Source organism: Pseudomonas sp. P1_F1_2, assembly GCF_056405815.1.
In genome coordinates this window covers 1-21884 of the sequence record NZ_JBFUBK010000105.1, presented here as the reverse complement: position 1 = coordinate 21884, position 21884 = coordinate 1, and the positions used below count along the sequence as shown (strand labels likewise).

Below are 21884 nucleotides of genomic sequence, written 5' to 3'. Positions count from 1 at the left end.
ACGATGCACCGTGCAAAGTGGATTTCTGGCTGCGCAACCTGGGCGAACTGAGTCGCGCGCTGGGCGAGCTGAACATTCCCTTGCTGATCCGCCAGGCATCGCACTGGGATGACGCACCAACGGTGCTGCTCGACCTGTGCCAGCAGTTGAAGGTCGACGCCCTGCACGTCAACGAGGACTACGGCGTCAATGAAAGCCGTCGTGATACAGCGGTGGCCGAAACGCTGAACGCCAAGGGCATTCAGTTCCACCGTTACCTCGATCAACTGCTATTCAAGCCAGGCTCCGTGTTGACCAAGAACGGCACCTACTTCCAGGTCTTCAGCCAGTTCCGCAAGGTGTGCTACGACCGGCTGCGGGTTTCATTACCGGGGCTGGTCGCAACACCCGCCCCCCAGTTGCCGCTGACGATAAGCAGCGATTTGATCCCCGCTACCATCGAGGGGTTCGAAACGCCAAGCGACGGCCTGCGCCAATACTGGCCCGCCGGTGAAGCCCAAGCCCGGCGTCGACTCGATGCCTTCGCCGACGCCCGGATCGACGACTACAAAAACGAGCGGGATTTCCCGGCCAAACCCGGAACCAGCCAGCTCTCGGCCTATCTCGCCGCCGGGATTATTTCCCCCCGCCAATGCCTGCACGCCGCCCTGCAAGCCAATCAAGGCGAATTCGAAAGCGGCAAGATCGGTGCCGTCACCTGGATCAACGAGCTGCTATGGCGCGAGTTCTACAAACATGTTTTGGTGGGTTACCCACGGGTCTCGCGCCATCGCGCCTTTCGACCGGAAACCGAAGCCCTCGCCTGGCGCAACGCCCCACAAGAACTGCTGGCCTGGCAAGAAGCCCGCACCGGTGTGCCGATCATCGATGCGGCCATGCGCCAATTGCTGGAGACCGGCTGGATGCACAACCGGCTGCGCATGGTCGTGGCGATGTTCCTGACCAAGAATTTGCTGATCGACTGGCGTGAAGGCGAGCGCTTTTTCATGCGGCATTTGATCGACGGTGATCTGGCGGCAAACAACGGTGGCTGGCAGTGGAGCTCGTCCACCGGCACAGATTCGGCGCCCTACTTCCGGATTTTCAATCCATTGAGCCAGTCACAGAAATTCGACGCTGACGGTGCGTTCATCAAGCACTGGCTGCCAGAACTGGCCGGACTCAACCAAAAAGATGTGCATAACCCGGCCAACCTGGGTGGCCTGTTCGGTGTGGCGGATTATCCGTCGCCCATCGTCAACCTGAGTACCTCCCGACAACGAGCGCTGGCCGCGTTCAAGAACCTGCCCGCGCGACTCGATGCCGGAGGTTGCCATGAGTGATGGACTGAGGCGTTTTGCCGCACCGTTTGCCAAGGCGAACAAAGATAGTCTGCTGCACTTACCCGTATTGGGACCGGCGATTGCCTGGCCGAAAAGGAAAATGGGATGAGTTTTACACCTCCACGGCGATACTGGTTAACCGGCGCCAGCAGCGGTCTTGGCGCCTCGCTGGCCGAACAAATACTGAAAACCGGCGCTCATCTGGCCGTCAGTTCACGCTCGGTGCCAGCACTGAAAGTCTTGTCCCTGCGCTATCCCGGACAGGTGATGGTGGTGCCCGGTGACCTGACCAACAGTCAGCGGGTGCGCGAAATCGGCGAGCAAATCGTCCAGGACTGGGGTTCGCTGGACACCGTGATTCTCAACGCAGGCACCTGCGAGTACGTCGACATTCAGCAATTCGACTCTTCGATTGTCGAACACGTGGTGCGCACCAATTTGCTCGCCTGTGCCTATTGCATCCAGGTCGCGATACCTCTGTTGCGCAAAGGCACCGCGCCGCACCTGGTGGGCATCGCGAGCCCGGCGACGTACTTGCCGCTGCCACGTGCCGAGGCCTATGGTGCATCAAAAGCCGGACTGCGTTACCAGTTCGAATCGCTGCGCATGGACCTGGCGCCGGATGGTATCGAAGTCACGGTGGTCAGCCCCGGGTTTGTCGCCCCCCCGCAGGCCGCAAATAATGACGCCCCGAAATCGTTCAGTTGGCCGGTAAGTAAAGCCGCCCGGCACATCTTCGCCAAACTCAAGAACCGGCCAGTGGAGATCGTTTTTCCGGGTCTGTTCATGGCGGCGCTTTGGCCCCTGTCGACATCGCCGAGCGAGGTGAAACTGGCCATCGGCAAACGCATGGTGCGCAGCCCTGCGCCGATCCAGGATCGACCATGAACATCGCCGTCATCGACGACGGCTTCCCCACTTCATAGCCCGAGGATGGGTAGACACACAACCAAGCGTCCGTCAGGGCTTTCACACAGCAACGCCCCACTGCCTTACACTGCGAGCCATGAAAACCATTCCCCATACGCAAATCGCGGAGCCGGCCGTTACGTGCTCGACCTGTGCGGCTTGCTGCTGTCAGCTCGAAGTGATGTTGATCACCGACACGGGCGTACCCGAACGCTTTATCGATACCGATGATTGGGGTGGGGAAGTCATGCTGCGCCTGGACGACGGCTGGTGCGCCGCGCTGGATCGCAACAGCATGATGTGCACCATCTACGAAAAGCGCCCGCTGATCTGCCGGGAATTCGAGATGGGCGCACCGGAGTGCATCGACGAACGCCAAGGGATTACTACGGCGTATCGCTAGATCTGACGCCATCGCGGGCAAGCCACGTCCCCACATTTTTGGGAGCATGGCTTGCCCGCGATGCTATTGACGTTACAACGGCAAGGTGTAGTGCAGCGAGTAGCTTTCTACGCCATCGTTATGATTGCTCAAACCGGCATTGGAATAGTGCGTCRCACGAACCCCGACTTCATGTCCGCCGGTAAAGCGCAGGCCAAATCCGAGACGGTCTTCAAACTGGAAGGCCGAGCCGAGATTGTTGTCTTCAACTCTAATATGAGAGAACACCGCTACACCGATCCCCGCCTCGACGTAGGGTTTAACGGACTGACCGGCAAACTCGTAAACAAACACGGGCGAGAACGACAGACTGTTGTTACTGGAGAGCTTGTCACCTTCCCAATAGGTATAGGCACCACTCCAGTAACCGGTCACACGACCGACGTCACTTTGTAACCAGCTCTGATCCCAATCGAATTGCATGCCCAATCGATAAGTCATAGTTGAATCGCTGGTCTGACCGACCCCGAACTCCACGCCTGCCGCCTGTGCGGTAAAACTTTGCCCCATTAAAGCGGCCGCAATCGCGGCCAAACAGAATAGTCGCTTCACTAGAAACATCCTTTTCCGAACAATTTCGTATGGTTTTTTTGTTGCTCAACGCTATAGAAGTCGACGTTTGATTAGAAGTTCATCCCAATGGCTCGTTCGCCCCGCTACTTGGTTACCGGTCGAAGCTTCTCACAACACCGGGCGTATTCCACAGTATCGGCAAGATATTTCTGAAATGAACCGGATCGGCACTCGTCCAGAACTCAGCAGCACGAACGGGCCCCTCGGCGAGCAAGTCACGCTCGGCCAACAGCCGCTGAAGTTGCCGCGCTACAGCAGCCCCCGTGTCGATCAGGCTGATGTCATCCGGGATCATCTGTTTGAGCAAAGGCTTCAGAAACGGATAATGCGTACACCCCAGAATCAAGGTGTCGCACCCGGCGCCGAGCAGCGGTTCGACATACCTGGCGAGCAACTGCCGCAAGGCCGGACTGTGCAGATCGCCGTTCTCAATCAGTTCGACCAGCCCGGGACAGGGCTGAGTGATGACGCGCACATCGGTGGCGAAACGGTCGAGCAATGCGGCGAACTTGGCACTCTGCAAGGTGCCAGTGGTGGCGAGCACGCCGACCACACCGCTGCGGGTCGCGGCAGCGGCAGGTTTGACGGCCGGTTCCATACCGACAATTGGCCATTGCGGGTAATCGCGTCGCAAGTCCGCAACACCCGCAACGGTCGCGGTATTGCACGCCAGCACCAGGGCCTTGGCACCCTGCTGCTGGAAAAAATCGGCCATGACGCTACAGCGCTGGCGTATGAACTCCGGTGTTTTCTCGCCGTAGGGAACATTCCCGCAGTCGGCGACGTACAGCAGTGACTCGTTGGGCAGCAAACGCTGGATCTCGGCCAGCACCGAGAGCCCACCGACGCCGGAGTCGAACACGCCGATCGGCGCTTCACGCATGTGTGGAACCGCAGACACTGCACCCCGGATCACGCTTGACGCGCAATTCGCGAAAGCGTGAGCCCAGCGCATCAATCAACAGCAGGCGCCCCACCAGCGGTTCGCCGAAACCGACCAACAGTTTCAGCGCTTCCAGTGCCTGAAGGCTGCCCACCAACCCAACCAGCGGTCCGACGACGCCGGCCTCGCTGCACGTCAGCTCGGCTTCACTGCCATGCCCGTATAAACAGTGGTAACACGGACTCTCCGGGCGGCGCGKGTCGAACACCGACAATTGCCCTTCAAGGCGAATCGCCGCGCCACTGACCAGCGGTTTAGCAGCGTTGACGCAAGCGGCGTTGACCGCTTCGCGGGTGGAGAAATTGTCGGAACAATCGAGCACCAGATCCACCGCAGCCACGGCCGCGGCCAGGGAGTCTTCGTCCAGGGCGGTGCGATGGGCGATCAGTTTGATCTCGGGATTGATCGCGCTCAGGCGTTTGATCGCCGAATCGACCTTGCTCAGGCCGACGCTGTCGGTGTCGTGAACAATCTGGCGTTGCAGATTGGTCAAGTCGACCGTATCGAAGTCAGCGAGGTGCAGTTCACCCACGCCAGCGGCGGCGAGGTAAAGCGCAACCGGCGAGCCCAGACCGCCGAGGCCGACGATCAACACGCGGCTTTCTTTCAAGCGCAACTGGCCGTCGATGTCGACGTGTTGCAGCAGAATCTGCCGACTGTAGCGTAACAATTCCTGATCATTCAGCACGGCAGGCGCCCCAGGCTGATTCGTTCGTGACCACCCAAATCCGTACGGCTGTGGACGTCTTCAAAGCCACGGCCAAGCAACAAATCGCGCACGGCATTGGCTTGATCGTAGCCGTGTTCGAGCATCAGCCAGCCACCCGCGTCCAGATAATCCGGTGCCTGGGCGACGATCAAACGCAGATCGTCGAGCCCGTCGACACCGGCCACCAGGGCACTGGCCGGCTCAAAGCGCACATCGCCCTCCACCAGATGCGGATCAGCGCTAGGGATGTAAGGCGGATTGCTGATGATCAGTTGAAAACGCTGACCGTCCAGGGCGCTGAACCAATGGCTGCTCAGCACCGTGGCGTTGTTGAGGTGCAGACGCTGGCGATTGCGCTCGGCCAGGGCCACCGCTTCAAGCACGCGATCCACTGCCGTCACTTTCCAGGCCGGACGCTCGCTGGCCAGGGCCAGGGCAATGGCGCCGCTGCCGGTACCGAGGTCGAGCACCTTGGCCGGGGTGGCCGGCAACAGCTCAAGCGCGGCCTCCACCAGCAATTCAGTGTCCGGACGCGGGATCAGCGTGTGCGGCGCCACTTCCAGATCCAGCTTCCAGAACCCTTGCTGCCCCAGAATGTAAGCCACCGGCTCACCGCCACGACGACGTTGCAAGTAACTGGCAAATGTCAGCGCCGCTTCACTGGGAACGATGCGCTCCGGCCAGGTGTGCAAAAAACTGCGGGGTTTGCCCAGGGCGGCAGCCAGCAGCAATTCGGCATCCAGGCGCGCGGTGGGCGAGTCGGGCAAATCTGCGGCGCGTAACAAACTGGCAATGATCGTCATTTACTCACCTATCGCCGCCAATTGATCGGCCTGGTACTCGGCCAGCAATGGCTCGATGACCGCCTCGACCCCGCCGGCGAGGATTTCGTCGAGCGAATACAGCGTCAGGTTGACCCGGTGGTCGGTGACCCGGCCCTGGGCAAAGTTGTACGTGCGAATCCGCTCCGAACGATCACCGGAACCCACCAGCAATTTACGTTCACTGGCGATGGCATTGGCGGCGGCGCTGGTCTGCTGATCGTTCAGCTTGGCCGACAGCCAGGACATCGCCCGGGCGCGGTTTTTGTGCTGGGAACGTTCTTCCTGGCATTCCACGACAATTCCGGACGGCAAGTGCGTGATGCGGATCGCCGAGTCGGTCTTGTTGACGTGCTGACCACCGGCCCCGGAAGAGCGGTAGGTATCGACCCGCAGGTCCGCGGGGTTGATCTCGATCGCTTCCTGTTCGTCCGGCTCGGGCAACACCGCCACGGTGCAGGCCGAGGTGTGGATGCGTCCTTGGGATTCAGTGGCCGGAACCCGCTGCACGCGGTGTGCGCCGGATTCGAACTTGAGCTTGCCGTAGACGTTGTCACCTTCGACACGGGCGATGACTTCTTTATAGCCGCCATGCTCGCCGATGTTCTCGGAGAGGATTTCCACCCGCCAGCCGCGACGCTCGGCATACCGCGAATACATGCGGAACAGGTCGCCGGAGAAAATCGCCGCCTCGTCGCCACCGGTGCCGGCACGGATTTCGAGGAACACGTTGCGCCCGTCGTTCGGGTCCTTGGGCAGCAGCATGCGTTGCAGGCTGGCTTCGAGCTCGATCAATTGCTCCTTGGCTTCGCGGACTTCCTCCACGGCCATTTCGCGCATGTCCGGGTCGCTGTCCTTGAGCAGTGCCTGGGCGCCTTCGAGGTCGCCTTGCACTTTGAGCAACTGTTGATAGGCGCCGACAATTGGCTCGACTTCCGCGTATTCCTTGGAATAGGTGCGGAATTTGTTCTGATCGGAAATGACTTCGCCATCGCCAAGCAAGGCGGTCAATTCCTCGAAACGGTCCTGGAGGATGTCCAGCTTATTGAGCAGTGACGCTTTCATTGCGGTTTTTTATCCGAAAAGCTATCCGATGAGCCCTCACCGAGGGCAAAGAGTTCCTGGGCCATGGCCAGCGCATCGAGGCGGCCTTCGGCAGAGAGCTTTTTCAATTGCACGCTGGGCGCGTGCAAGAGTTTATTGGTCAGGCCGCGCGCCAGTTGCACCAGCACGTCTTCGGCGCTGCTGCCATTGGCCAGCAGGCGCTGGGCCTTCAGTAATTCCTCGTCGCGCATGCGCTCGCTTTGCTGACGATAGGCCTTGAGCACATCCACCGCCGCCAGTTCGCGCAGGCGGACCATGAAATCTTCGGCGCCGACCGAGACCATCTCTTCCGCCGCTTGCGCTGCTCCCTGACGGCTCTTGAGGTTCTCGGCGACCACTTCATGAAGATCGTCGACGCTGTACAGGTAAACGTCGTCCAGTTCGCCGACTTCCGGCTCGATATCGCGCGGGACGGCGATGTCCACCATGAAGATCGGTTTGTGCTTGCGCAGCTTCAGCGCGCTTTCCACCGCGCCTTTGCCGAGGATCGGCAACTGGCTGGCGGTGGAACTGATCACGATGTCGCTGCGCACCAGTTCTGCCGGAATGTCCGAGAGCAGCACGGCGTGGGCACCGAACTGCTCGGCCAGAATACTCGCGCGCTCCAGGGTTCGGTTGGCGACCACGATGCGCTTCACACCCAGCTCGTGCAGATGACGGGCCACCAGGGTGATGGTCTCGCCAGCGCCGATCAGCAATGCCTGGCTGCGTTGCAAGTCACTGAAAATCTGTTTCGCCAGGCTGACCGCGGCAAACGCCACGGACACCGGGTTCTCGCCGATGGCGGTGTCAGTGCGCACTTGTTTGGCCGCGTTGAACGTGGCCTGAAACAACCGGCCAAGCAACGGGCCAATGGTCCCGGCCTCGCGGGCGACGGCATAGGCCGATTTCATCTGGCCGAGAATCTGCGGTTCGCCCAACACCAGCGAATCGAGCCCGGAGGCGACCCGCATCATGTGACGAACTGCCGCATCATCTTCATGCACATAAGCGCTCGCGCGCAGCTCGTCGAGGCTCAAATGGTGATAGTCGGCCAGCCAGCGCAACACAACGTCGGCCGAAAGGTGATCCTGTTCTATATAAAGTTCACTGCGATTGCAGGTGGAGAGGATCGCAGCTTCGCGGCTGTCGGTGAGGCGGCAGAGCTGCTGCAAGGCCTCCACCAGCTGCTCAGGGGTAAAGGCCACGCGCTCGCGGACGTCTACAGAAGCAGTCTTGTGGTTGATACCGAGTGCAAGGAAGGCCATTCAAGGTCGCTGATGGTGACGTGAAGCCGGCAATTGTCCTACTTCGTCACAGCCAGAACAACTACCGCTGACTATTGTCCCCATGTCCCGTCTCTATAAAGACATCGATTGAGACTCGGTTATGTTTGGCCGAAGGCTTGTGTCATGATGATCCGACCGCAGGTTAGTCGTCCTCTTCCTATATGAATAGATCTTCCGCGTTGCTCCTCGCTTTTGTCTTCCTGAGCGGCTGCCAAGCCTTGGCCCCCGTGTCGCCGGACGGTACGTCGCCGGTCGAAGACAGCACTCCGGCCCCTGAAAAGCCCAAGGTTTACAGCTCATTCAGTGAAGAAACCATCTTCAGCTTGCTGAGCGCCGAACTGGCTGGCCAGCGCAATCGTTTCGACATTGCGCTGGATAACTACGTGACCCAGGCCATCAACACACAGGATCCGGGCATCTCCGAGCGAGCATTCCGCATTGCCGAGTACCTGGGCGCCGATCAGGCTGCCCTGGACACCGCGCTGATCTGGGCAAAAAACGCCCCGCAAGACCTCGAAGCGCAACGTGCGGCTGCCGTGCAACTGGCCCGTGCCGGTCGTTACGACGACTCCATGGTTTATATGGAGAAAGTCCTGCAAGGCAAAGGCGACACGCATTTTGACTTTCTGGCCCTGTCCGCGGCCGATACCGACCAGGACACGCGCAACGGTTTGATGAACAGCTTCGACCGTTTGCTGCAACGCCACCCGAACAACAGTCAGTTGATTTTCGGCAAGGCCCTGTTGATGCAACAGGACGGCGACGCCAAGGGTGCATTGGCCCTGCTGGAAAACAATCCGCCCGATGACGGTGAAATTGCTCCGATCCTGCTGCGCGCGCGCCTGCTGCAAGTGCTCAACCGCGGCGACGAAGCCTTGCCACTGCTGCAAAAAAGCATCAAGAAATACCCAGACGACAAACGCCTGCGCCTGACCTACGCGCGCATGCTGGTTGAGCAAGACCGCATAGAAGACGCCAAAGCCGAGTTTTCGAGCCTGGTGCAACAGTACCCAGAGGATGACGAGCTGCGTTATTCCCTGGCACTGGTCTGCCTGGAGGCAAAATCCTGGGACGAGGCCAAGAGCCTGCTTGAAGACTTGATCGCCCGCGAAAGCCACGTCGACTCCGCCCACCTGAACCTGGGCCGTATCGCAGAGGAGCGCAACGATCCCCAAGGCGCGTTGATCGAGTACGGCAAAGTCGGGCCTGGTAACGACTACTTGCCAGCCCAATTGCGCCAGACCGACATTCTGATCAATAACGGCAGGACCGCTGAAGCCCAACGCCGTCTGGCTGCAGAGCGCGACGAGCAACCTGACTACGCGATTCAGCTGTACCTGATCGAAGCCGAAACCTTGTCAGCCAACAATCAGAGCGACAAAGCCTTCGGTGTCCTGCAAAAAGCCTTGCAGCAATATCCGGACGATCTGAACCTTCTGTATACCCGCGCCATGCAGGCGGAAAAACGCAATGACCTGGCGCAGATGGAAAAAGACCTGCGCCTGATCATCAAGCGCGACCCGGACAATGCCATGGCACTGAATGCGCTCGGCTACACCCTGTCCGACCGCACCACGCGGTATACCGAGGCCAAGGCCTTGATCGAACAGGCTCACCAGATCAATCCGGAAGACCCGGCGGTGCTCGACAGCCTCGGCTGGGTAAACTTCCGCCTGGGTAATCTCGATGTAGCCGAGCGCTATCTGCGCCAGGCACTAGAGCGTTTCCCCGATCAGGAAGTGGCCGCCCACCTGGGTGAAGTGCTGTGGGCCAATGGCAAACAGCGCGAAGCCAAACAAGTCTGGGGCAAATTCCTCAAGGAACAACCTGACAGCCCTACCCTGCGCGGCACCATCAAGCGCCTGACCGGATCAGAGACTCTTTAAGATTATGTTTTTGCGCCATTTCATTGTTTTCAGTTTTATTGCCCTGCTCGCCGGTTGCGCGGGCTTCGGCGCTCGCGAATCCGTCGAAGGTCACGGCAACCCGGCCCAATGGCGTGAACATAAACAGCAACTGTCGGCCCTCGACGGCTGGCAGATCAACGGCAAGATCGGCATCCGCGCCCCCAAAGACTCGGGCAGCGGCACCCTGTTCTGGCTGCAACGTCAGGATTACTACGACATCCGCCTTTCCGGCCCGCTGGGTCGCGGCGCCGCACGCCTGACCGGCCGACCTGGCAAGGTCTCGCTGGAAGTGGCGAACCAGGGTCGCTATGACGCACCGAATCCGGAAGTGCTGCTCGAAGAACAACTGGGCTGGAAACTACCGGTGTCCAACCTGGCCTGGTGGGTCCGCGGACTCCCGGCACCCGACAGCAAAAGCAAACTGACGCTGGATGCCGACAGTCGCCTGGCCAGTCTCGAACAGGATGGCTGGCAGGTTGAATACACCACTTACACACAACAAAACGGTTTCTGGCTGCCCGAGAAGATAAAACTTCACGGCACCGACCTTGATGTCACGCTGGTGATCAAGGAATGGCAACCACGCAAGTTGGGGCAATGAACATGACCGTGCCTCGCCTGAGACTGCCCTCCCCGGCCAAACTCAATCTGATGCTGCACATCCTCGGTCGCCGTGATGACGGCTATCACGAGTTGCAGACGATTTTTCAGTTCCTCGACTACGGCGATGAAATTACTTTTGCCGTTCGCGACGACGGTGTGATCCGGTTGCATACCGAGTTCGAGGGTGTTCCCCACGACAGCAATTTGATCGTCAAGGCCGCGAAGCAACTGCAGGAGCAATCCGGTTGCGCACTCGGCATTGATATCTGGATCGAAAAAGTCCTGCCCATGGGCGGTGGAATTGGTGGCGGCAGCTCCAATGCCGCGACGACATTGCTGGGCCTCAACCATCTTTGGCAATTGGGTTGGGACGAGGATCGACTGGCGGCACTGGGCCTGAGACTGGGGGCTGACGTCCCGGTTTTCGTGCGTGGCCATGCGGCTTTTGCCGAGGGCGTCGGGGAGAAACTGACCCCTGTAGACCCCGAAGAACCGTGGTATGTCGTGCTGATACCGCAAGTATCTGTAAGTACAGCAGAAATTTTTTCAGATCCGCTGTTGACACGTAACTCTCCTCCCATTAAAGTGCGCCCCGTTCCCAAGGGAAACAGTCGTAATGACTGCTTGCCGGTAGTAGCAAGGCGTTATCCAGAGGTACGTAACGCATTGAATTTGTTAGGTAATTTTACCGAAGCAAAACTCACTGGCACTGGAAGTTGTGTGTTTGGGGGCTTCCCAAGCAAAGCTGAAGCTGATAAAGTCTCGGCCCTTCTTACAGAGACCCTTACAGGGTTTGTAGCAAAAGGAAGCAACGTTTCGATGTTGCATCGCAAGCTGCAAAGTCTGCTCTAAAGGAACCGATTACTGGGTAATCGTTGCAACAGATACAGGGGCGTCGCCAAGCGGTAAGGCAGCAGGTTTTGATCCTGCCATGCGTTGGTTCGAATCCAGCCGCCCCTGCCATTTTCCTATACTCATCCAGGTTACCCTCAGCCTTCAGGTACTGCGCGTGTCCAAGATGATGGTCTTTACGGGGAACGCCAACCCCGATCTGGCTCGGCGTGTCGTACGTCAGCTGCATATCCCTCTCGGTGACATCTCTGTCGGTAAGTTTTCCGACGGCGAAATTACAGCCGAGATCAATGAAAACGTCCGCGGTAAAGATGTCTTCATTATTCAGCCGACTTGCGCTCCGACCAACGATAACCTGATGGAACTGGTAGTGATGGCTGATGCCTTCCGCCGCTCCTCGGCTACTCGTATCACTGCTGTTATTCCTTACTTTGGTTATGCCCGTCAGGATCGCCGTCCGCGTTCCGCACGTGTGGCTATCAGCGCGAAAGTTGTTGCTGACATGCTTACCGTAGTCGGCATCGACCGTGTTCTCACGGTTGATCTGCATGCTGACCAAATCCAGGGTTTCTTCGATATTCCGGTAGATAACATCTACGGCTCCCCTGTATTGGTGGATGACATTGAAGATCAGCGCTTCGAAAACCTGATGATCGTGTCCCCGGACATTGGTGGCGTCGTGCGTGCACGTGCTGTTGCCAAGTCCCTGGGCGTGGATCTCGGGATCATCGACAAACGCCGTGAGAAAGCCAATCACTCTGAAGTGATGCATATCATCGGTGATGTCGAAGGGCGTACCTGTATTCTGGTCGATGACATGGTCGATACCGCCGGCACTTTGTGCCACGCGGCCAAGGCCTTGAAAGAGCATGGCGCTGCCAAGGTTTTCGCCTACTGCACACACCCTGTGCTGTCCGGTCGGGCGATCGAAAACATTGAAAATTCCATGCTGGACGAACTGGTGGTGACTAACACCATCCCGTTGTCCGCTGCTGCACAAGCCTGCTCGCGTATCCGTCAACTGGATATCGCGCCGGTAGTTGCCGAGGCGGTCCGCCGCATCAGCAATGAAGAATCGATCAGCGCGATGTTCCGTTAAGGGCCCTGCCCTTTTCAATCATCGCGTTGACGAAAAGCGCCCCGCCCCGGCATTCCTGTCGGGGCGGGGCTTTTTTGCCCATATCGCCTTTAGCGCTGGTCGCAAACGCTGGGGCGAATGTGGTTATTTTGGAGATACAACATGAACGATTTTACTCTGAATGCTGAAGTGCGTTCCGACCTGGGGAAAGGTGCGAGCCGCCGCCTGCGTCGTCTCGCAAGCCTGGTACCAGCTGTAGTTTACGGTGGCGAAAAAGCCCCTGAATCCATCAGCATGCTGGCTAAAGAAGTTGCCAAACTGCTCGAAAACGAAGCGGCTTACAGCCACATCATCGAGCTGAACGTTGGCGGCACCAAGCAAAACGTAATCATCAAGGCTCTGCAGCGTCACCCGGCCAAAGGCCACGTGATGCACGCTGACTTCGTACGTGTAGTTGCCGGCCAAAAGCTGACCGCTATCGTTCCTGTGCACTTCATCAACGAAGCTGCTCCAGTGAAGAAAGGCGGCGAGATTTCGCACGTTGTTGCTGAAATCGAAGTGTCCTGCCTGCCAAAAGACCTGCCTGAATTCATCGAAGTTGACCTGGCTAACGCCGAAGTCGGCTCGATCATTCACCTGTCCGACATCAGCGCTCCTAAAGGCGTTGAATTTGTTGCTCTGGCTCACGGTAACGACCTGGCTGTTGCCAACGTTCACGCTCCACGTGTTGCTCCAGAAGCTGCAGAAGGCGCTGCAGAGTAATTCACTCTGTACGCCGGAGTGACCGGAAACATCGCGGACTGGAACGTAGCGAGAAAGCGGGCGGGAACGCGGAGTTTACATAATGGTAAATGAGCAATTTTCGTCCACTTTCGCCGCACACACCGATTGCAGCGATGTTATCCACCACTCCAAGGAAGGGCCCCTATCGTGACCGCCATTAAACTGATCGTTGGCCTGGGAAATCCAGGTGCTGAATACGAACAGACCCGGCATAACGCAGGGGCCCTTTTTGTTGAGCGCATCGCGAACGCACAAGGTGTAAACCTTGTCGCCGATCGCAAATATTTTGGCCTGACCGGACGCTATTCGCATCAGGGTCAGGATGTTCGTCTGCTGATTCCCACCACCTACATGAACCGTAGCGGCCAGGCCGTAGCAGCCCTGGCAGGTTTCTTCCGCATCAAGCCTGAAGAAATCCTCGTGGCGCATGACGAACTCGACCTGCCTCCGGGCGTTGCCAAGCTCAAGCAGGGCGGCGGCCATGGCGGTCACAACGGGTTGCGCGACATCATTGCGCAACTGGGCAATCAGAACACCTTTCATCGCTTGCGGCTTGGCATTGGCCACCCGGGCGTTGCCAGTATGGTTTCAAATTTCGTCCTGGGTCGTGCGCCACGCGCCGAACAGGAAAAACTCGATGCCAGCATCGACTTTGCCCTCGGCGTGCTGCCGGATATCCTCGCCGGTGAATGGAACCGCGCGATGAAAAACCTGCACAGCCAGAAGGCCTGACTCTAATCCGAGGGGAAACACCATGGGATTCAATTGCGGCATCGTCGGCCTGCCTAACGTCGGCAAGTCCACCCTGTTCAACGCCCTGACCAAATCCGGGATCGCGGCCGAAAACTTCCCCTTCTGCACCATCGAGCCGAACACCGGTATCGTGCCGATGCCGGATCCGCGTCTGGATGCCCTGGCGGCCATCGTCAATCCAAAGCGCATCCTGCCGACCACCATGGAATTCGTCGACATCGCAGGCCTGGTTGCCGGCGCCTCGAAAGGTGAAGGCCTGGGCAACAAGTTCCTCGCCAACATCCGTGAAACCGATGCCATCGCCCACGTGGTCCGCTGCTTCGAAGACGAGAACGTGATTCACGTCTCCAACAGCGTCGACCCGAAACGCGACATCGAGATCATCGACCTGGAGTTGATCTTCGCCGACCTCGACAGCTGCGAGAAGCAACTGCAGAAAGTCGCCCGCAACGCCAAGGGTGGCGACAAGGACGCCGTGGTCCAGAAAGGCCTGCTGGAGCAACTGATCGCTCACTTCACCCTCGGCAAGCCTGCGCGCACGCTGATGAAGAACATGGGCGCCGACGACAAGGCAGTGATTCGTGGCTTCCACCTGCTGACCACCAAGCCGGTCATGTACATCGCCAACGTCGCTGAAGACGGTTTCGAGAACAACCCGCTGCTGGACATCGTCAAGGCCATCGCCGACGAAGAAGGCGCCATGGTGGTTCCGGTCTGCAACAAGATCGAAGCCGAAATCGCCGAGCTGGAAGACGGCGAAGAGAAAGACATGTTCCTCGAAGCCCTGGGCCTCGAAGAGCCTGGCCTGAACCGCGTGATCCGCGCTGGCTACGAAATGCTGCACCTGCAGACCTACTTCACCGCTGGTGTTGAAGAAGTCCGCGCCTGGACCGTTCGCGTCGGTGCCACCGCACCGCAAGCCGCTGGCGTGATCCACACCGACTTCGAAAAAGGCTTCATCCGCGCCGAAGTCATCGCCTATGACGACTTCATCCAGTACAAGGGCGAAGCCGGCACCAAAGAAGCCGGTAAATGGCGTCTGGAAGGCAAGGACTACATCGTCAAAGACGGCGACGTGATGCACTTCCGCTTCAACGTGTAACGGTGACCGTGGATTAACACGGAACCCGATAGACTGAAAATCCCCGTAATCACTTGCTGATACGGGGATTTTTGCGTCTTGGGATCACCATTCTCCTCGACGACACGCAAACTTTGCGGGCCTGCGCGTAACGTATTGACCGGGGTCACGGCTCACAGTGATAAACCTTTTGTCAGGTCGCCTCGGGCAAAGGCTGCGCTTTCTCAGGGGGTTTGATTGAACCGATATAAACCGCAAAGACAGTCAGCAGCGCGCCACAAATCTGCAGCGTGGAGCTGGCCTTGCCGAGAAAGGTGACATCAATGAAATAGGTGATCACCGGCTCCAGTAACAGGATCAGACCGGCCAACCCCAGGCTGATTGCTCCGATCGAACGGTTGACCAGCAACCAGCCGACAAACTGCACCAGTACCCCGTAGATGATCAGCATCAGCAAGGTTTGCCCATCCACGATGGCCAGGCTTTCCCCAGTTGCCAGCGCGTATGTCAGCAGAACCAATGCCGCCCAAAGACTCAAATTGAGCATCTGTGCGATCTTGTCACCCCCGCCGTCCGGCAATTGGGTGTTGATCTTCAGAAAATACACACAGATGGCATACGCCAGCCCCGACAGCACGCCATACACCACGCCCTTGATCCCTACCGCACTGGTCATCTCGGGTAGCAACAACAGATAGAGCCCGACAAATGCCAAGCTAATGGAGACCAGGAAGTAGATCGAAGGTTTTTCCTTCAACAGGTACAACCCCAACAGGGTCATGAAGAACACCTGACAGTTGGTCAGGATCGACCCGATGCCCGGGCCGACGATATAGATGCTCTGATGCCAAAGCACCAGGTCAATGGCCAAAAACACCCCAGCCAACGCGGTGTACAGCTGCGCCTTGGCGCTTTTGAGGAGCACCGGTGTTTTGCGCACCTTGAGCAGCAGGAAGAACAGGATCGAGGCGAACACCATCCGATAGAACCCTGCGCCACCCGCGCCGATATGGGCGAAAGCGACAGCTAGAGCAGACAGACTGAGCATCAGTCCACCGATGGTCAATTCAATGATTGCCCGATTATTATTAGTCGCCATGAGAAACCTCATTGATAAAGACCGGCATTAACTTTATGAGTACTCACAACTCCCCAGGTGAGTAACTATCAGATTCGACAAAGCAGAAAATCCCCAAAGGTCTTTTCTGCCATGTGCCAAAAATCCACTCACTATTAATTGGCATTAAGCGTTAGCAGCAATACCACTCTTTAAACTTCTTGCGCGGCCAACTTCAACCATTGTTGTACCGGTGCAAAACCCAGAATATTTTCGACATAGCCCTGCAGTTGCGCAGGGATGGCAATACCATAACGACGGAAGCGGAACACCACCGGAACAAACATCGCATCCACAATGCCGAAGTCACCGCAGAGGAACTTTGTTGAACCACTCACCTCACGGAGCTGGTTCCAGATAGCGAATATCCGCATGATTTCCCCTTCCGTCTCGGCGGTCAGGCTTTCCGGGATGTCGCCTGTGTTCAGGCCAAACGACATCTGCGTGCGCAGGTGGATGAAACCGGAGTGCATCTCTGCCGCAGCAGCGCGTGCCAGAGCCTTGACCCTTGAATCCCGGGGCCAAAGGTTGGCGGCCGGACAGTAATCGGCAATGTATTCGCTGATGGCCAGGCTGTCGGTGATGACGACATCATCAAGCAGCAGCGCCGGCACCTTGCCGGAAGGCGAGTGCTCCAGAATGCGCTGGCGGGTGTCGCTTTGTTCCAGTTTGATCTGAAGGGTTTCAAATTCAACATCCGCTGTCACAAGAACCAGCCACGCACGAAATGACCATGAAGACTTATTAAAATCCCCAACTACCAGTTTTGTAGACATCGTACCCCCTAGCTTGTGTTATGAAACAGGTGCTAAATTTAGCGACCTTTTTTTCATACGTATTGCACAAAACTGGACAATTCATGGACAAAAGTCGCCGCAACAAAGCCCCTCAAAAAGACAAGGACTTTGTTCAATTCTGGCGTATACCCGAAGGCGACTGTGAGTTGCTATCTGCGCGTTACAGCACTCAATCTTTCGGCCGACATTCACATGACCGGTACGCTATCGGCGTTATAAGTAGCGGGGTTGAAAAACTTTTTTATCGCGGCAATTACTACATGGGCGTCGCTGACAGTGTGGTCACCATTACCCCCGGGGAGATCCACGACGGCTTGCCAGGCCATGATGAGGGCTGGATGTATCGAATGCTCTATATCGACCCCGAATGGGTCAATCGGATGGTGTTTCAAGGGCGTTTTTCAGACGATCATATTCATCTTTTTCAAACAGCGCTGAGCCAGGCCCCCGACTTCGCCCGGACCTTTTTGCATCAACATCAAATCATTGAAAAATCGCCCTCCAGCCTTGAACGGGAAACGATCCTGCTGGATCTGGTGACGCAGCTCTTCGAGCGCAGCGGAGCGCCCATCGAACCCGTCAGTGCGGTTGAGCAGCACGCCGTGCAAAGGATCAAGAGGAAGCTCGAAGTCGAGTTCGACAAACATCTGTCTCTGGAAGAACTGGCGCAACTGGTGAACCTTGACCCTCTTTACCTGATCCGGGTGTTCAAAAAAAGCGTTGGCGTCTCGCCCCACAGCTATCAGATTCAGAAAAGAATCGCCCAGGTCCAAAAACTGCTGCGCACCGGATCCAGTCTCGCAGAAGCGTCATTCACCTGCGGCTTCTTCGATCAAAGCCACATGACCCGAGCGTTCAAAAAAGTAGTGGGCATCACACCCGGTAGTTTCCGCAATAGCAGTGCCTGAGCCTGTAAAACACCCGCCCAAGAAAAAGCCGCGTTTGATACGCGGCTTTTTTGCGCCTGTAGGAGCAAAGCTTGCTCGCGATGAACGATAACGCGGTGCTAATGGTAAATCGCGTAACGGCCATCGCGAGCAAGCTTTGCTCCTACAGGACGGTGAGCTATCAGGCCTTTTTGGTTCGCGGCAAAAAGATCGCCAACACACCAAACAACGGCAGGAACGAGCACAGGAAGTACACGTATTCGATGCCGTGCACGTCCGCCAGATGCCCGAGCAACGCCGCGCCGATCCCGCCAAAGCCGAACATCAAACCGAAGAACACGCCGGCAATCATTCCGACATTGCCCGGCACCAGTTCCTGCGCGTAAACCACAATGGCCGAGAATGCCGAAGCCAGGATGAAACCGATGATCACGCTGAGGATGCTGGTCCAGAACAGGTCGACATGCGGCAGCAACAGCGTGAACGGCGCCACACCCAGGATCGAGAACCAGATCACTGCCTTACGCCCGATCTTGTCGCCAATCGGCCCACCAAAGAAGGTCCCCGCCGCGACCGCGCCCAGAAACAGGAACAGGTGCAACTGCGAACTGGCCACCGACAGGTCGAACTTCTCGATCAGGTAGAACGTGAAGTAGCTGGTGAGGCTGGACATGTAGAAATACTTGGAGAACACCAGCAAACCGAGCACCACCAGCGCACTGGTCACCCGCCCCTTGGACAGGCCATGAGTCGCCGCCTGGCCTTGTTTGAGCTTGAACAGGCTCAAGTGGTTGGCGTACCAGCGGCTGATCCGGTAGAGCACGAACAGCGCGAACACCGCGAATAATCCGAACCAGGCCACATGCCCCTGGCCATAAGGAATAATGATCGCCGCCGCCAACAACGGACCGAACGCCGAGCCGGCATTACCGCCCACCTGAAAGGTCGATTGCGCCAGGCCAAATCGTCCGCCCGAGGCCAGTCGCGCCACGCGAGATGCTTCGGGGTGAAAGGTCGACGACCCGATACCGATCAACCCCGCCGCCAGCAGAATCAACGGGAAGGTGCCAACCACAGACATCATCAAAATGCCGATCAGCGTGCACACCGTGCCAGCGGGCAGCAGCCAGGGCTTGGGATGTCTGTCCGTGTAATAACCGACCCACGGCTGCAATAGCGAAGCGGTCAGTTGGAAGGTCAACGTGATCAATCCGATCTGGGTAAAGGTCAGGCCATAGCTGGCCTTGAGCATCGGATAAATCGACGGCAGCACCGACTGGATCAGGTCATTGATGAGGTGCGCCAGCGCCACCGCGCCGATGATGCGCATGACTAGAGGGCTGCTTTGTGAAGTCGCGGGAGCCGACGTCGTGCCGGTCTGGGTAGTGCTGATAGCCATGAGTATTTCCGTATAGCAGATGGGTGCATGCGGGCAGGTGCGTCAATGTGCCATTTTTCGGTGCGACAACGCCATCCCCTTAGCCAGCTAACGAACTAATCTTTCATCGGCCGATAGGTGATAGCGCAACGCCATGGTCTGAATCTTGCCTTGTTTAACACCTTCAACGCGGGCCTCTTACAAAGAGGACCGAGAATGGGAAGTTTCGCTACAGAGTCGGCCTACAGAGCTGGCGAGGGTGAACTTTCGAGGCCTTTTAAAAGGGCACATGTCGCGGTCGCAATGACCTCGACGCACGCCGATGGTGCGTGGTGTCCAGAGGAGTCATGGGGCATGTCTTTTTTATCACCGGGGATCGGGTTGCTGGGGCGTTTYGGCTTCGCACGCAAATTTCAGCTGTTGTTTCTGCTGTTCATCCTGCCGCTGACGGGCAGCCTGTGGATGATTGGTCAGGATTATCGCGACAAACTCAATCTGATCTCCGGCGAACGTGCCGGTGTGCGTCAGTTGCTCGCGCTGGATGCGCTCGACAACCTGCTCGCCGCCCAGCGGGATCGCGCTGCTCGCTGGCGCGCCACGGAAACCAATCGCCAGCCGACGCCGGCGACCATCGCCGCGATGGGCGCGTTTGATGCGGTTCAGCCTGCCGTCGCTCAAGCCACGTCGGACCTGGGCAATGCATTGAAAACCGAAGGGGCCGAGGGCGAGACGCTGACCCGGTATCAAGCCCTGCAAACTGCCCTCAATGGCCTGGACTCGAAAAGCCTGAGCAGTGTTGGCTGGTGGCCGGACGGTTACGACCGTTTCACCAACGCCTTGAGCGCACTGCAAGCCCTGCGTGAACAGATCGCCATGGACAATCGCCTGACACTCGCGCCCTGGCTGGAAACCTACCTGCTGACGCAGATCTCGACGCAACACGCGCCCGACCTGATCGAACGGGTCGGCCGCCTGGCCAGCGTGGGTCAGGCGTCGGTTGTCTCGGGACAGTTCACGTTGCAAAGCCGCCTGCAATTGCGTGATTTGCGCAGCCGTATCGGTGATGCCCGGGAGCAGCTGGTGAAAACCGCCACGCTCCTGGAAGCCCGCTTGCCAAGTGCTTTGCAAAGCTGGGCCGGGCAATACCATGACAACCTGAAACACCTGGACGCGAGCCTGAAAGTCCTGGATGACGGGGTGTTCGGCGGCAGCATTACGCTCAAGCCGGAAGAGTTCGAACGCAACCTGGACGCCCTGCTCACCGACCTCGCCGCGTTGCGCCAGCAGTCATTGACGTCGCTGGATCAGCGCCTGGATTACTACCACGGCTCGGCGATTCGGCAATTCATTGTGGTGGCGACCATCTTTGGCTGTCTGCTCCTGGCCGCGCTGTACCTGTTTATCTGCCTGCAAGCCTCGATCCGTCGTAGCGCCAGCGGTATCACGCTGCTGGCCGAAGCCTTGCGTGACGGCAATCTGAGCCTGCAAGCCCCGGTGCAGGGCCGTGACGAACTGGCGGCCATCAGCACCGCCCTTAACGTCGCCGTGGTGCAATTGCGCAACAGCTTGCTGGGGGTCGATCACGAAACCTTGCAAGTGAGYAACGCCGTACGCACGCTCAATCAGCACTCCAGTGGCGCACTCGGCGAAGTCGAAGCGCAGCAATTGCAAATCAGCCAGATCGCCGCTGCGGCCACGCAACTGGCGGCTACTTCTCAAGGGGTCGCCCAGAGCTGTGAACAGGCGTCAGGCAGCGCTCAGCACACCCAGCGCATTGCCGCCGACAGCAGTCGAGACAGTCAGCGCACGACCGCCAGCATTCAGCAGCTCAATCAACGCTTGAACGACACTGCCGCGGCACTGGGCCGGGTCAGTGAGCAAGGGCAACAGATCCAGTTGGTGGTCGACACCATTCGCGGGGTCGCCGAACAAACCAACCTGTTGGCACTCAACGCTGCGATCGAGGCGGCTCGCGCAGGCGAACAAGGTCGCGGTTTTGCCGTGGTCGCCGATGAAGTGCGCAGCCTGTCGCAACGCACCCAGTCTTCCACCGCGCAAATCGCCGGCACGGTCGACAGCCTGCGCAGTACCGTGAATGAGGCGGTCAGCCTGATGGAAGCAGCCTGTAGCCAGGCACAAAGTGATGCCCAGTCGGTCACCGGCCTGGGCGAACGCCTTGGCGAAATTGCCCATGCGGTGCAAGGCGTGACTGACACTCTGGCGCAGATTGCGACCGCCGTGGAAGAACAGGCCAGTACCGCCGATGAGGTCAGCGGCAACATCCAGCAAGTCGATCAGGCGGCAGTGAGGTTGCTTGAAGGCGCGCGGGCGGTGAACCTGGCAGCAGATACCTTGAGCCAGGGCAGCAAGGCCCTGAGCGCAAATACCGGGAGATTTCAGCTCGGCTAACACCCTCCCCTGGCCCGATTTTTCGGGTCAGGAGGATAAGCGGTTGAAAGCGTAGAGAAATATTTTAGATTTACGCTTGACACATCATCGTTCCAAGCCAATAATGCGCGCCACTTGGCTACATAGCTCAGTTGGTTAGAGCATAGCA

Annotated in this window: 21 protein-coding genes and 1 tRNA gene; 13 read left to right on the top strand and 9 right to left on the bottom strand. The window is 58.2% G+C overall.

Features of this window, described 5'->3' with window-relative positions; genetic code table 11:
- From AC1D2P_RS24865 to AC1D2P_RS24855, 3 genes are all read left to right on the top strand, one after another.
- The coding region (locus tag AC1D2P_RS24865) for a cryptochrome/photolyase family protein (RefSeq protein WP_477811638.1) at positions 1-1322 on the top strand (1322 nt) is incomplete at its 5' end.
- A 105-nt stretch (positions 1323-1427) separates the two neighbouring features.
- Positions 1428-2210, top strand: a complete 783-nt coding sequence (locus tag AC1D2P_RS24860; RefSeq protein ID WP_109787825.1) for an SDR family NAD(P)-dependent oxidoreductase — start codon at positions 1428-1430, stop codon at positions 2208-2210.
- Between the two features lie 118 nt (positions 2211-2328).
- The gene (locus AC1D2P_RS24855; protein WP_084320418.1) at positions 2329-2634 is read left to right on the top strand and encodes a YkgJ family cysteine cluster protein; all 306 of its coding nucleotides are present in this window, start codon (positions 2329-2331) and stop codon (positions 2632-2634) included.
- A 72-nt stretch (positions 2635-2706) separates the two neighbouring features.
- Here the strand turns inward: AC1D2P_RS24855 and AC1D2P_RS24850 are convergent, their stop codons facing one another.
- The 6 genes from AC1D2P_RS24850 to hemA form a co-directional block, all read right to left on the bottom strand.
- Positions 2707-3225 carry an acyloxyacyl hydrolase gene (locus AC1D2P_RS24850; protein ID WP_477811637.1) on the bottom strand — a complete coding sequence of 173 codons (519 nt, stop codon included), beginning with the start codon at positions 3223-3225 and terminating at the stop codon, positions 2707-2709.
- A 112-nt stretch (positions 3226-3337) separates the two neighbouring features.
- Positions 3338-4129, bottom strand: a complete 792-nt coding sequence (gene murI, locus AC1D2P_RS24845; protein ID WP_109787822.1) for a glutamate racemase — start codon at positions 4127-4129, stop codon at positions 3338-3340.
- A complete protein-coding gene (locus AC1D2P_RS24840) occupies positions 4122-4877 on the bottom strand; it encodes a molybdopterin-synthase adenylyltransferase MoeB (RefSeq protein WP_477811636.1) in 756 nt (251 codons plus the stop codon). Before AC1D2P_RS24840 ends, murI begins: the two co-directional genes overlap by 8 nt.
- On the bottom strand, positions 4871-5701 hold the full coding sequence (gene prmC / locus AC1D2P_RS24835) for a peptide chain release factor N(5)-glutamine methyltransferase (protein ID WP_477758399.1): 831 nt from the start codon (positions 5699-5701) through the stop codon (positions 4871-4873). Before prmC ends, AC1D2P_RS24840 begins: the two co-directional genes overlap by 7 nt.
- Positions 5702-6784: a peptide chain release factor 1 gene (gene prfA, locus AC1D2P_RS24830; RefSeq protein ID WP_046030148.1), complete on the bottom strand. Its 1083-nt coding sequence runs from the start codon at positions 6782-6784 to the stop codon at positions 5702-5704.
- Entirely contained in the window at positions 6781-8070 is a 1290-nt protein-coding gene (gene hemA / locus AC1D2P_RS24825) for a glutamyl-tRNA reductase (RefSeq protein ID WP_046030145.1), read from the bottom strand. The genes prfA and hemA overlap by 4 nt, the downstream gene beginning before the upstream one ends.
- 182 nt (positions 8071-8252) lie before the next feature.
- On the opposite strand from hemA, the gene AC1D2P_RS24820 reads away from it, so the two are divergent.
- The 8 genes from AC1D2P_RS24820 (at position 8253) to ychF (ending at position 15169) form a co-directional block, all read left to right on the top strand.
- Positions 8253-9977: a tetratricopeptide repeat protein gene (locus AC1D2P_RS24820; protein ID WP_046030143.1), complete on the top strand. Its 1725-nt coding sequence runs from the start codon at positions 8253-8255 to the stop codon at positions 9975-9977.
- 4 nt (positions 9978-9981) lie between these two features.
- Positions 9982-10599, top strand: coding sequence for a lipoprotein insertase outer membrane protein LolB (lolB, locus tag AC1D2P_RS24815; protein ID WP_477758398.1), 618 nt, complete (start codon positions 9982-9984; stop codon positions 10597-10599).
- 2 nt (positions 10600-10601) lie between these two features.
- Positions 10602-11453, top strand: coding sequence for a 4-(cytidine 5'-diphospho)-2-C-methyl-D-erythritol kinase (gene ispE, locus AC1D2P_RS24810; protein ID WP_109787845.1), 852 nt, complete (start codon positions 10602-10604; stop codon positions 11451-11453).
- 36 nt (positions 11454-11489) lie between these two features.
- A tRNA-Gln gene (locus AC1D2P_RS24805) sits at positions 11490-11564 on the top strand.
- Positions 11565-11610: 46 nt separating this feature from the next.
- A complete protein-coding gene (locus AC1D2P_RS24800) occupies positions 11611-12552 on the top strand; it encodes a ribose-phosphate pyrophosphokinase (RefSeq protein WP_003208392.1) in 942 nt (313 codons plus the stop codon).
- A gap of 141 nt (positions 12553-12693) precedes the next feature.
- Entirely contained in the window at positions 12694-13293 is a 600-nt protein-coding gene (locus AC1D2P_RS24795) for a 50S ribosomal protein L25/general stress protein Ctc (RefSeq protein WP_018929567.1), read from the top strand.
- 168 nt (positions 13294-13461) lie between these two features.
- The gene (pth, locus tag AC1D2P_RS24790; protein WP_046030136.1) at positions 13462-14046 is read left to right on the top strand and encodes an aminoacyl-tRNA hydrolase; all 585 of its coding nucleotides are present in this window, start codon (positions 13462-13464) and stop codon (positions 14044-14046) included.
- 22 nt (positions 14047-14068) lie between these two features.
- Positions 14069-15169, top strand: coding sequence for a redox-regulated ATPase YchF (gene ychF / locus AC1D2P_RS24785; RefSeq protein ID WP_077431265.1), 1101 nt, complete (start codon positions 14069-14071; stop codon positions 15167-15169).
- A 172-nt stretch (positions 15170-15341) separates the two neighbouring features.
- Here ychF and AC1D2P_RS24780 read toward each other — a convergent pair whose 3' ends face one another.
- Entirely contained in the window at positions 15342-16247 is a 906-nt protein-coding gene (locus AC1D2P_RS24780) for a DMT family transporter (protein ID WP_046030133.1), read from the bottom strand.
- Between the two features lie 170 nt (positions 16248-16417).
- Complete coding sequence (locus AC1D2P_RS24775) at positions 16418-17041, bottom strand: glutathione S-transferase (RefSeq protein ID WP_477758397.1); 624 nt, start codon at positions 17039-17041, stop codon at positions 16418-16420.
- An 83-nt stretch (positions 17042-17124) separates the two neighbouring features.
- Here AC1D2P_RS24775 and AC1D2P_RS24770 point away from each other — a divergent pair, with 83 nt between their 5' ends.
- Complete coding sequence (locus tag AC1D2P_RS24770) at positions 17125-17970, top strand: helix-turn-helix domain-containing protein (protein ID WP_477758396.1); 846 nt, start codon at positions 17125-17127, stop codon at positions 17968-17970.
- 160 nt (positions 17971-18130) lie between these two features.
- Here AC1D2P_RS24770 and AC1D2P_RS24765 read toward each other — a convergent pair whose 3' ends face one another.
- Entirely contained in the window at positions 18131-19348 is a 1218-nt protein-coding gene (locus AC1D2P_RS24765) for an MFS transporter (protein WP_046030128.1), read from the bottom strand.
- 333 nt (positions 19349-19681) lie between these two features.
- On the opposite strand from AC1D2P_RS24765, the gene AC1D2P_RS24760 reads away from it, so the two are divergent.
- Positions 19682-21736: a methyl-accepting chemotaxis protein gene (locus tag AC1D2P_RS24760; protein WP_046030127.1), complete on the top strand. Its 2055-nt coding sequence runs from the start codon at positions 19682-19684 to the stop codon at positions 21734-21736.
- Positions 21737-21884 lie beyond the last annotated feature (148 nt).

Excerpts from the sequence above, each read along its gene's own strand:
- AC1D2P_RS24765 (WP_046030128.1), bottom strand. The coding sequence starts at position 19,348 with ATGGCTATCAGCACTACCCAGACCGGCACGACGTCGGCTCCCGCGACT.
- ispE (WP_109787845.1), top strand. The coding sequence starts at position 10,602 with ATGACCGTGCCTCGCCTGAGACTGCCCTCCCCGGCCAAACTCAATCTG.
- AC1D2P_RS24855 (WP_084320418.1), top strand. The coding sequence starts at position 2,329 with ATGAAAACCATTCCCCATACGCAAATCGCGGAGCCGGCCGTTACGTGC.
- murI (WP_109787822.1), bottom strand. The coding sequence starts at position 4,129 with ATGCGTGAAGCGCCGATCGGCGTGTTCGACTCCGGCGTCGGTGGGCTC.
- prmC (WP_477758399.1), bottom strand. The coding sequence starts at position 5,701 with ATGACGATCATTGCCAGTTTGTTACGCGCCGCAGATTTGCCCGACTCG.
- AC1D2P_RS24795 (WP_018929567.1), top strand. The coding sequence starts at position 12,694 with ATGAACGATTTTACTCTGAATGCTGAAGTGCGTTCCGACCTGGGGAAA.
- hemA (WP_046030145.1), bottom strand. The coding sequence starts at position 8,070 with ATGGCCTTCCTTGCACTCGGTATCAACCACAAGACTGCTTCTGTAGAC.
- AC1D2P_RS24820 (WP_046030143.1), top strand. The coding sequence starts at position 8,253 with ATGAATAGATCTTCCGCGTTGCTCCTCGCTTTTGTCTTCCTGAGCGGC.
- AC1D2P_RS24860 (WP_109787825.1), top strand. The coding sequence starts at position 1,428 with ATGAGTTTTACACCTCCACGGCGATACTGGTTAACCGGCGCCAGCAGC.
- prfA (WP_046030148.1), bottom strand. The coding sequence starts at position 6,784 with ATGAAAGCGTCACTGCTCAATAAGCTGGACATCCTCCAGGACCGTTTC.
- AC1D2P_RS24770 (WP_477758396.1), top strand. The coding sequence starts at position 17,125 with ATGGACAAAAGTCGCCGCAACAAAGCCCCTCAAAAAGACAAGGACTTT.
- lolB (WP_477758398.1), top strand. The coding sequence starts at position 9,982 with ATGTTTTTGCGCCATTTCATTGTTTTCAGTTTTATTGCCCTGCTCGCC.
- AC1D2P_RS24780 (WP_046030133.1), bottom strand. The coding sequence starts at position 16,247 with ATGGCGACTAATAATAATCGGGCAATCATTGAATTGACCATCGGTGGA.
- ychF (WP_077431265.1), top strand. The coding sequence starts at position 14,069 with ATGGGATTCAATTGCGGCATCGTCGGCCTGCCTAACGTCGGCAAGTCC.
- AC1D2P_RS24775 (WP_477758397.1), bottom strand. The coding sequence starts at position 17,041 with ATGTCTACAAAACTGGTAGTTGGGGATTTTAATAAGTCTTCATGGTCA.